Genomic DNA, 8,284 nt, shown 5'->3' on the forward strand with positions numbered 1-8,284 from the left:
CATGGCGCGCCCACTGCTGCGCCGTTTGGTCAAGGAGATCCAACGGGCGCTTCCTGCCAAGCAGTTCGGCTACTTCCTCGCCACGCGCCCGGGAGGCGCGCCGGTGGAGTTCGTACTCATGGCCGACAACGTCCGCGACACCTGGAGCGACCGCTTCTCCCGCTACGGACAGTACTTCGAGGACCACACCGACGCCGGTTTCGTCGGCAGCCCGCAGGAGGCCCATCGCGTCCAGCGTTACATCCGCGAGCGGGGACTCCACGCGGTGGGTGTCTTCCACAGTCATCGGCGCCACCCCGCGCTGCTCACCAGCGTGGACGCCGATCTGCACCCCTCCCCCAACCTGTGGCACCTGATCGTGATGCTGCGCAATCCCCGCTACCCGCAGGTGCGCGCGTTCCGCGTCGAACCGGGGCAGCGCGTCCGCGAGGTCGACGTGATCACGTACGAGGAGGCCCGGTGATGTCCGTGACACCGCGGGACGGTGTACGGCCGCAGCGGTTCACGAGACCGCAGCCGGAGGAGCTGGCACAGGTCCGCTCGGTCCTCTCCCTCCATCCCGACGGTACGCCCCGGGAGACCAGGAGCGAGGTCCTCTACCGCGCCTGGCAAGCGTGCCGGGCCTGGGGGCCGGACATCGAGGCGGAGCTGATGTACGACCGCTTCGACGCCGGCCGGGAGGAACAGCGGGCCGCCATGGACCTCGTACCGGTCAGTCCGGCCCGTTTCGAGATGGGCGGCCGCCCCGCGCACGGCTACACGTACCACGGCGAGGAACCGGCGCACCCGGTAGTGCTGAAACGCTTTCTGCTGGGCCGGACTGCGGTCACCAACGCGCAGTACGCGCAGTGGAGTCCCGGGCACGCCGCTGGCACGGATCCGCAGCTGCCCGTCACCGGCGTCACCTGGTACGACGCGGTGATGTTCGGCCGGTGGCTGGGGCTACGGCTGCCGACGGAGGCCGAGTGGGAGTACGCGGCGCGCGGCGGCAGCGCCACGGATCCCGCTCCGCCGGACCTCGCCGGATACGCGTGGCACGCCGAGAACGCGGGCGGACGGCTTCACGCGGTCGGGGGCCTGCTGCCGAACGCGTTCGGTCTGCACGACATGCAGGGATCCGTGTGGGAGTGGTGCGCGGACACCTACAGCGCGGATTTCTACGCCGTCTCCCCCCTGCATGATCCCCTCAACGAGACGGAGGGAGCGCACCGCGTCTGCCGGGGCGGAAGTTTCCACGGCTTCCACGACATGTGCCGCAGCACACTGCGCTACCACGAGCCCGCCGACTACTGGGCCCCGGACCTGGGCTTCCGCTGCGCCATGGACGTACCACCGGTGGCCGACCCGAAAGGACAGTCCCGCCATGTCCCGTGACGTGCAGGTCATCGTGCCTGAATTCCTCATCGGCGCCGAGTCGTTCTTCCGGCACGGCGAACGGCTGAGTGTTGCCGACCTCGGGCAGTTGCGCACGGTCCTGAGCTCGCGTCACTCCCCCACCGCGGCACAGCTCTGGGACGAGAACGGCACGGTGCGCCGCAACGTGATCGTCGTACGCAATGGAGAGCTGGTCCCACGGGCGGAGTACGGCGCACTGAGCTTCGACGACGGGGACGAGATCGAGTTCCTGCTCCAGTTCGCCGGCGGCTGACCGCCGCCGGTCCCTTCTCGCTTCCCGGAAAGGACGCCGCTTCATGACAGCCGGAGCAGTCGACCATCTCCCGCACGGTGCCGCACCGGCCCCGCTCTCCCTGCGTCAAGCCGCCGGACATGCCTCCCTCGCACCCGCGTCCGCGGAACGGGTCCGGCTGCTCGGAACGGCCTGGACGGGGCAACTGGCTCTGTTCGTTCGGGCGTACGCCGCTTCGACCGGACATCCCGTGGCCGTTCCCGCGCCGGCCGCCGGCGCGCTCGACGCCGAGTTGCGGAGCCTCGCGGGCGAACCCGGTCCGGTCGTCACGGCGGTCTGCGTGGAGGATGTCTTCGGCGAACTCCGCTGGGAGTCCTCCGCACCGCTGGATGCCGCGGCGCTGCAGGAGCTGTTCGCCGGCTCCGACCGCCGTATCGCGGACTTCGCGGCACGACTGCGCGATCAACTGGCCCGGCACGCCAGTCGGTACGTGGTCGTACCGCCCGTGTTGCCGCCCCTTCCCCTGCCCGTGGCCGAGCGCTCGCTGGCGCTCCGACTGGCCCGGCTGGCCGGGCGCATCACCGATGCCCTGGTGGAGACCCTCGCCGGCCTCCCCCACGGCTCCGTTCTCGACACCGACCGAGCGCTGGAAACACTGCCTCGGGCCGCCTGGGCGGACGGCACGGGGCCCCGAACCCCCGGTCCCGTCCTGTCGGCGGAGGCGGCGTCGCTCATCGCTCGCGATCTGGTGGCGCGACTACACCTGGTCTGGCAGCCCAAGGTACTGGTGACCGACCTGGACGGGACGCTGTGGCGCGGCGTCCTCTCCGAGGACGGCCCTGCGGGCGTTCGCTCGCACGCCGTCGCGGGAGACGCGGCGCACCGCTGGTGGCAGAGGATGCTGCTGTGTGCCCGGGGGCAGGGCTTCATCATCGGCGTGTGCAGCAAGAACTCCCCGAACGCACTGGACGCGTTCACCGATGCCGCGCTGCGCAAGCACGTCGGACTGCTCGTCCCGCCCGCGGACTTCGCCGCCGTCAGTACCAGCTGGACGCCCAAGAGCGAACAGCTCGCCGCGATGGCGAAGGCGCTGGATCTACCCACGGACGTGTTCGTCCTGGTGGACGACAACCCGGTCGAACTCGCCGAAGTCGCCGCCACGCACCCGGACATCACCACACTCCGTTTCCCGGGCCGTGGTGAGGACTGGTCGCGGCTGTGCCGGACACTCCAGGACCTCACGGCCGTGGCCGACAGCCCGCTGACCCGTGAGGACCGCGAGCGCGCCCACTACTACGGGCTCCGCTACCGGTCGGAGGCCGCCCGTGCGAAGGCCATGTCCGTCGACGACTTCCTCACCTCGCTGGACATGCGCCTCGAACTCGCCCCGGCCGGCCCCGGACAGGCCCAGGACCGCTGTCTGCAGCTCCTCAACCGTGCCAACCGCTTCCATCTCACCGGCCACCGGTTCGACGACGCGTCCTGGCTGCGGCTTGTCGACGACCCCGATACGGAGGTCTTCACCGCCCGGCTCATCGACACGTTCGGCGATCACGGCATCTGCGCCGTCATCGTCACCGACACCGCGAAGGACCGGGTGCGGGTGCGGGAGTTCGCGATGAGCTGCCGGGTCCTCAACCGGACGCTGGAGACCGCCGTGTTCGACTGGCTGATCGGTAGGTCCCGGCGTCCTGTTCACGTCACATGGTGTCCGACGGGCCGCAACGACACGGTCCTAGAGGCGCTGCGCGGGCACGGATTCCCGACCGTGACGAGAGCGGCAGCGCCGACCGACGGGTCCGTGACCGTGGTGTTCGACCCCGCGGTCGACGAAGCCCACGGCAAGAACTTCGTCGAGGTCCGGCTCTCCCGGACGTCCTGATCAGCGGGGAGGGGACATCGTGCGCCAGCGCACACTGGGCGGGTCGCCTGTCGGCTCGGTGGGACTCGGCTGCATGGGTATGAGTTATGCCTACACGACGGGGGGCTGGGACGACGCGGCTTCCCTGGATGTCGTGCGCACCGCGCTCGATCTGGGGGTGACGCTCATCGACACAGCGGACGTGTACGGGCCGTACTCCAACGAAGTCCTGCTCGGACAGGCCCTGCGCGGCCGTCGGCACGAGGCGTTCCTGGCCAGTAAGGGCGGCCTCGTCGCGGGAGAGAAGGGAGGCCTCGTACCGGACGGCCGGCCCGAGCACCTAAAAGCCGCGGCCAAGACCTCGCTCCAGCGGCTGGGCACGGACTATCTCGACCTCTACCAGCTGCACCGTGTGGACGCGAGGATTCCCCTGGACGAGTCGTGGGGCGCCCTCGCCGAGTTGGTCGGTGAAGGTCTGGTGAAGCACATCGGCCTGTCGGAGGTCGGTGTCGGGGAACTGCGGCGGGCCCATGCCATCCACCCTGTGTCGTCGGTGCAGAGTGAACTGTCCCTGTGGACGCGTGAAGCCCTGCGGGACATCGTGCCGTGGTGCGCCGCGCACGGTTGCGGCTTCATCGCCTACGCACCCCTCGGCCGTGGCTTCCTGACGGGTACGCACCGGTCGCGCAGCCAGTTCGCCGAGGACGACCGCCGCCTCCGACTGCCCCGCTTCACCGAAGCGGCCATGCGGGAGGAGCTGCGGGCCCTCGAACCGCTGAAAGCCGTGGCCGTGCACCATGGAGCCACCCAGGGACAGGCCGCGTTGGCCTGGGTCCTGTCCAAGGGTGAACACATCGTGCCCATCGCCGGCACCAGGCGGCGGACGCACTTGATCGAGAACGCCGCCGCGACGGACATCACCCTCACGTCTGCCGAGGTCGAGGCACTGGACGCGATTCCGGCGCCGTCCGCGCCACGGTACTGACCTCGCGACGGGACCATTCACCCCTGCTGGAGGTCGGCAGCGGCGGTGCCACCCTGCTTGCCCAGCACCGCCGTGTACGACAGCGGGGCCGCGTCGGACGGAGCGCCCGGGTAGTGGAAGTCCCTGACGTCGCATAGGCTCCAGCCCGCGCCCTTCGCGATGCGCTCCAGTTCCTCCGGCCCGCAGAACAGGTACGGGAACCAGTGGGTAGCCGTCGTGCCGTAGCGCAGACGCATCAGCAGCTCGCCCGGCAGCCTGCCCTGGGCGAGGTTGCGTTCGACATAGGCGCGGTTCTCCGCAGTGCCGACCACGGGACGCCTGCCCTCCGCGATGATCAGCGCATCGTCCGAGGTGACCGCGTGCACCTGCCGAAGGATCTCAGTGCCGCGGGTGACGGAACCGAGCAGCCCTACGTTGTTGCCGAGCAACAGCACGGTCCGGAACAGCGGCCTTCCCCGCAACCGGTGCTCCAGCTCCGTCACGTCCGCGCACACGGTCTCCTGCACCCCGGCGTCCCGGCAGATGTCCAGGGCCAGCGCCGAGGTGTCCATCGCCGTCACCTGCATCGGCTTGCGGGCAAGATATGCGGTGTGCCTGCCGCTGCCGGCACCCACGTCGAGCACAGGGCCCCGAGCTCTCACCAGCGCGTCCCGGACCGCCGACGGCCACTCCTGCTCTCCACTGAGCCACTGGGCCGAGCCGGACGGCACGATCAGCCCGTCCGAACGCTCGACGAACGCGGTCACGGGCCGCCGCAGACGCACCGCGTCCGAGAGCTGCAGTCCAAACGCGTCGCCGATCTGCGGGCCCGGAGAAACATTCGCAGCCACGAGCTCTCCTCTGCACCAGCACACAGAAAACGATCACCCTCGCCAATATCGCAGGACTCGGATACGGGGCCCATACGCGTCCCGTACAAGGGGCGGGCCGACAGGCACGGCGTGGCCCGATCACCTGTGCCGAGCCGCGAGGCCGGTGGAGGCCGCTCGCGCAGTTTCCAGCGCCCTTTACGAGGCGCGGTACCGCAGCGGACTTCGCCGGGAGTCGATCGGGCCGTCCTGCCAGTCGGGTTCGTAAAGCTTGACCCGGCCGCCGCTGGTGGGTCCGTCCAGCGGGGCCGGCCGACGCGGCACAACTCGGCGTCGGCCGCCGGGGGGGGAAGCGGGACACCGACCACGCCGTCCGGGTTGCCCAGCCCGATCGTCATGACTCGGTGAGCTGGGTCAAGAACCTTGGTCCCCGTTTGGTCCCCAAGAACGGCCGAGGGCCGGTTTCGGATTTCTCCGTAACCGGCCCTCGCCTGCGACTCCGCAAAGTCGGGACGACAGGATTTGAACCTGCGACCCCTTGACCCCCAGTCAAGTGCGCTACCAAGCTGCGCCACGTCCCGATGCGCGCCGTCACGGCCGGGCCGGATGATCGCGCGAACAGCACTTTACCCCACGGGCGGGGGTGCCCCGAAGTCGGCCCGAGACCGGCCCGGCGCCAGTACGGCGTACGGTCGCTCGGGCACCGGGCCCGGCCGCCGGGCGTTGCAGAATCGACGGCATGGACAACGCGCGGGGCAGTGAACGGGACCGGGACATCGAGGGCCGGGCGCGGAACGCGCGCCCCAGGGACGGGCTCGGGCGACCCCTGCCGTACGGCGTCACCGGGGTGGAGCGGCAGCCGGAGGGTGTGGTGCGGGCGCCCACCGAGACGGTGGCCGAGGCAGCCGCGCTGCTCACGGCGGGCAAGCCCTTCCACGCCCACGAGGTCTTCGAGGACGCCTGGAAGTCCGGCCCCGCGTCGGAGCGCGCCCTCTGGCGCGGGCTCGCCCAGCTCGCCGTGGGCCTCACCCATTCCGCACGCGGCAACGCCACCGGCGGCGCCCGGCTCCTGCGGCGCGGCGCCGGGGCGATTGAGGAATGGTCGCGCGACAGCGGCGATGTACGGCCGTACGGGCTCGATCTGGTCGGGCTCGCGGAGTGGGCGCGCGAGCTGGCCGGGCGGGTGGAGTCCGGGGCGGACCCCGTAGACCCGGTGGTGGAGGCGCCCCGCCTCCGCTGACCCGACAGCGGCAGCGGCAGCGGCAGCGGCAGCGGCAGCGGCAGCATCGGAACAGCCGGTCCGCCCGGGCCACCACCCCCACCACCCCGTACGGCACACTCGGAGCCGTGCGAAAGATTCATGTCATAGGCATCGGCGCGGGCGACCCCGACCAGCTCACGCTCCAGGCGCTCAAGGCGCTGCGCGGCACGGACGTGTTCTTCCTGCTCGACAAGGGCGAGGTGAAGAGCGAGCTGACCGGGCTGCGCCTGGAGATGCTGGAGACGCACCGGCCCGAGGGCGGGTACCGGGTGGTGGAGGCGCGCGACCCGGAGCGGGACCGGCGCGCGGGCGGCGCCGCCTACTCCCCCGCCGTGGCCGACTGGCGCAGCGCCCGCGCGACCGTCTACGAGCGGCTGATCAGCGACGAACTGGACGACCACGGCACCGGCGCGTTCCTCGTGTGGGGCGACCCGGCGCTGTACGACAGTACGCTCGGCATCCTCGAAGAGGTCCTCGCGCGTGGCACGGTCACGTTCGAGTACGACGTGATCCCCGGTGTCAGCAGCGTCTCCACCCTGGTCGCCCGGCATCGGACGAGCCTCAACCGTGTCGCCGGGCCCGTGCAGATCACCACCGGCCGCAGACTCACCGAGGGGTTCCCGGACGGGGTGGACGACGTGGTCGTCATGCTGGACGCACACCAGTCGTTCCGGCACCACACCGACCAGAACCTGGACATCTACTGGGGCGCCTACCTGGGCACCCCCGACGAGATCCTCGTCTCCGGTCCCCTCACCGAGGCCGGACCCCGCATCGAGCGGCTCCGTGCCGAGGCCCGCGAGCGCAAGGGGTGGATCATGGACACGTATCTGCTGCGACGCAGGCGGGGCGAGGGCTCCGGGGCCTGAACGGGTTCCTCGGACCTGAACGGGTTCCTCGGAGTGTCCTACAGCCCTCGCGTGTCCAGCCACTCCAGCACCCCTGCCACATCTCCCGCCAACGGCAACCCACTTGGCGGCTCCGGGCGCCGCACGACGACCACGGGCAGCCCCAACTCCCTTGCCGCCGCGAGCTTCGGGGCCGTGGCCTCGCCGCCGCTGTCCTTGGTGACGAGTACGTCGATGCGGTGGGCGCGCAGGAGTTCCGTCTCGGCCACCCGGTCGAACGGCCCCCGATCCAGGACCACGTGAAGGTCGGGCGGCAGCGGCGGCTCCGGCGGCTCCACGGAGCGTACGACGAAGGCGAGTTCGGTCAGGTGGGCGAAGGCGGCGAGACCCAGCCGCCCAGTACTGAGGAACACCCGGCGCCCCAGAGCGGGCAGTGCCTCCGCGGCCTCGGTGAGTGAACCCACGTCGTACCAGCGGTCGTTGGGGCCTGGCTGCCAGCCGGGGCGGCGCAGAACGACCAGAGGTGTCCCGGTGTCGGCCGCCGCTCGCAAGGCGTTCGCGGTGATACGCGCGGCGAAGGGGTGGGTGGCGTCGATCAGCGCGTCCACGCGGTGCGTCCGCAGCCATGCGGCCAGACCCTCGGCGCCGCCGAAACCACCCGTCCGGACCTCGCCGACCAGCTCTCCCGGCCGGGTGACGCGGCCCGCGAGAGACGTCGTCACCCGGAGACCGGGCCGGGCGGCGAGCGCTGCGGCGAGACGGCGCGCCTCCGTCGTACCGCCGAGGATCAGGATGTGCGGGGACATACGGCGAGCGTAGGCGACACCCTTGCGGAGCGGGTCCGGGCGGGTCCGGGCGGGTCGGCGGTCCGAGCGGGTCGGCCGGGGCGGGCG

Annotated in this window: 9 protein-coding genes, 1 tRNA gene and 1 pseudogene; 7 read left to right on the forward strand and 4 right to left on the reverse strand. The window is 71.1% G+C overall.

The features are described from left to right. The first annotated feature begins 1 nt into the window (after position 1). The 5 genes from KUM39_RS11295 (at position 2) to KUM39_RS11315 (ending at position 4,473) form a co-directional block, all read left to right on the forward strand. The gene (locus KUM39_RS11295; protein ID WP_217785379.1) at positions 2-463 is read left to right on the forward strand and encodes a M67 family metallopeptidase; all 462 of its coding nucleotides are present in this window, start codon (positions 2-4) and stop codon (positions 461-463) included. Further along, positions 463-1,374, forward strand: a complete 912-nt coding sequence (locus tag KUM39_RS11300; RefSeq protein WP_217785381.1) for a formylglycine-generating enzyme family protein — start codon at positions 463-465, stop codon at positions 1,372-1,374. The genes KUM39_RS11295 and KUM39_RS11300 overlap by 1 nt, the downstream gene beginning before the upstream one ends. Next, positions 1,364-1,648 (forward strand): MoaD/ThiS family protein, encoded by a 285-nt coding sequence (locus KUM39_RS11305; RefSeq protein ID WP_217785383.1) that lies wholly within the window; start codon positions 1,364-1,366, stop codon positions 1,646-1,648. Before KUM39_RS11300 ends, KUM39_RS11305 begins: the two co-directional genes overlap by 11 nt. 229 nt (positions 1,649-1,877) lie before the next feature. Beyond that, a complete protein-coding gene (locus KUM39_RS11310) occupies positions 1,878-3,509 on the forward strand; it encodes an HAD-IIIC family phosphatase (RefSeq protein WP_217785385.1) in 1,632 nt (543 codons plus the stop codon). Between the two features lie 73 nt (positions 3,510-3,582). Next, positions 3,583-4,473, forward strand: coding sequence for an aldo/keto reductase (locus KUM39_RS11315; protein ID WP_217785401.1), 891 nt, complete (start codon positions 3,583-3,585; stop codon positions 4,471-4,473). Between the two features lie 17 nt (positions 4,474-4,490). Here the strand turns inward: KUM39_RS11315 and KUM39_RS11320 are convergent, their stop codons facing one another. The 3 genes and pseudogenes from KUM39_RS11320 to KUM39_RS11325 form a co-directional block, all read right to left on the reverse strand. Next, the gene (locus KUM39_RS11320; RefSeq protein WP_217785386.1) at positions 4,491-5,303 is read right to left on the reverse strand and encodes a class I SAM-dependent methyltransferase; all 813 of its coding nucleotides are present in this window, start codon (positions 5,301-5,303) and stop codon (positions 4,491-4,493) included. Between the two features lie 213 nt (positions 5,304-5,516). Then, positions 5,517-5,662 (reverse strand): annotated as a pseudogene (locus tag KUM39_RS28150) (enhanced serine sensitivity protein SseB); the annotation flags it as partial. Positions 5,663-5,789: 127 nt separating this feature from the next. Then, a tRNA-Pro gene (locus KUM39_RS11325) sits at positions 5,790-5,863 on the reverse strand. 158 nt (positions 5,864-6,021) lie between these two features. On the opposite strand from KUM39_RS11325, the gene KUM39_RS11330 reads away from it, so the two are divergent. Both KUM39_RS11330 and cobF read left to right on the forward strand, forming a co-directional pair. Further along, on the forward strand, positions 6,022-6,522 hold the full coding sequence (locus tag KUM39_RS11330; RefSeq protein ID WP_217785387.1) for a DUF309 domain-containing protein: 501 nt from the start codon (positions 6,022-6,024) through the stop codon (positions 6,520-6,522). Between the two features lie 107 nt (positions 6,523-6,629). After that, on the forward strand, positions 6,630-7,412 hold the full coding sequence (cobF, locus tag KUM39_RS11335) for a precorrin-6A synthase (deacetylating) (protein ID WP_217785388.1): 783 nt from the start codon (positions 6,630-6,632) through the stop codon (positions 7,410-7,412). Between the two features lie 38 nt (positions 7,413-7,450). Here cobF and KUM39_RS11340 read toward each other — a convergent pair whose 3' ends face one another. Beyond that, entirely contained in the window at positions 7,451-8,197 is a 747-nt protein-coding gene (locus KUM39_RS11340) for a cobalt-precorrin-6A reductase (protein ID WP_217785403.1), read from the reverse strand. Between the last annotated feature and the right edge of the window lie 87 nt (positions 8,198-8,284).

It is taken from the genome of Streptomyces corallincola (genome assembly GCF_019104725.1).
In the GTDB taxonomy this organism is placed as follows: domain Bacteria; phylum Actinomycetota; class Actinomycetes; order Streptomycetales; family Streptomycetaceae; genus Streptomyces; species Streptomyces corallincola.

Excerpts from the sequence above, each read along its gene's own strand:
- KUM39_RS11295 (WP_217785379.1), top strand. The coding sequence starts at position 2 with ATGGCGCGCCCACTGCTGCGCCGTTTGGTCAAGGAGATCCAACGGGCG.
- KUM39_RS11300 (WP_217785381.1), top strand. The coding sequence starts at position 463 with ATGTCCGTGACACCGCGGGACGGTGTACGGCCGCAGCGGTTCACGAGA.
- KUM39_RS11305 (WP_217785383.1), top strand. The coding sequence starts at position 1,364 with ATGTCCCGTGACGTGCAGGTCATCGTGCCTGAATTCCTCATCGGCGCC.
- KUM39_RS11315 (WP_217785401.1), top strand. The coding sequence starts at position 3,583 with ATGGGTATGAGTTATGCCTACACGACGGGGGGCTGGGACGACGCGGCT.
- KUM39_RS11330 (WP_217785387.1), top strand. The coding sequence starts at position 6,022 with ATGGACAACGCGCGGGGCAGTGAACGGGACCGGGACATCGAGGGCCGG.
- KUM39_RS11340 (WP_217785403.1), bottom strand. The coding sequence starts at position 8,197 with ATGTCCCCGCACATCCTGATCCTCGGCGGTACGACGGAGGCGCGCCGT.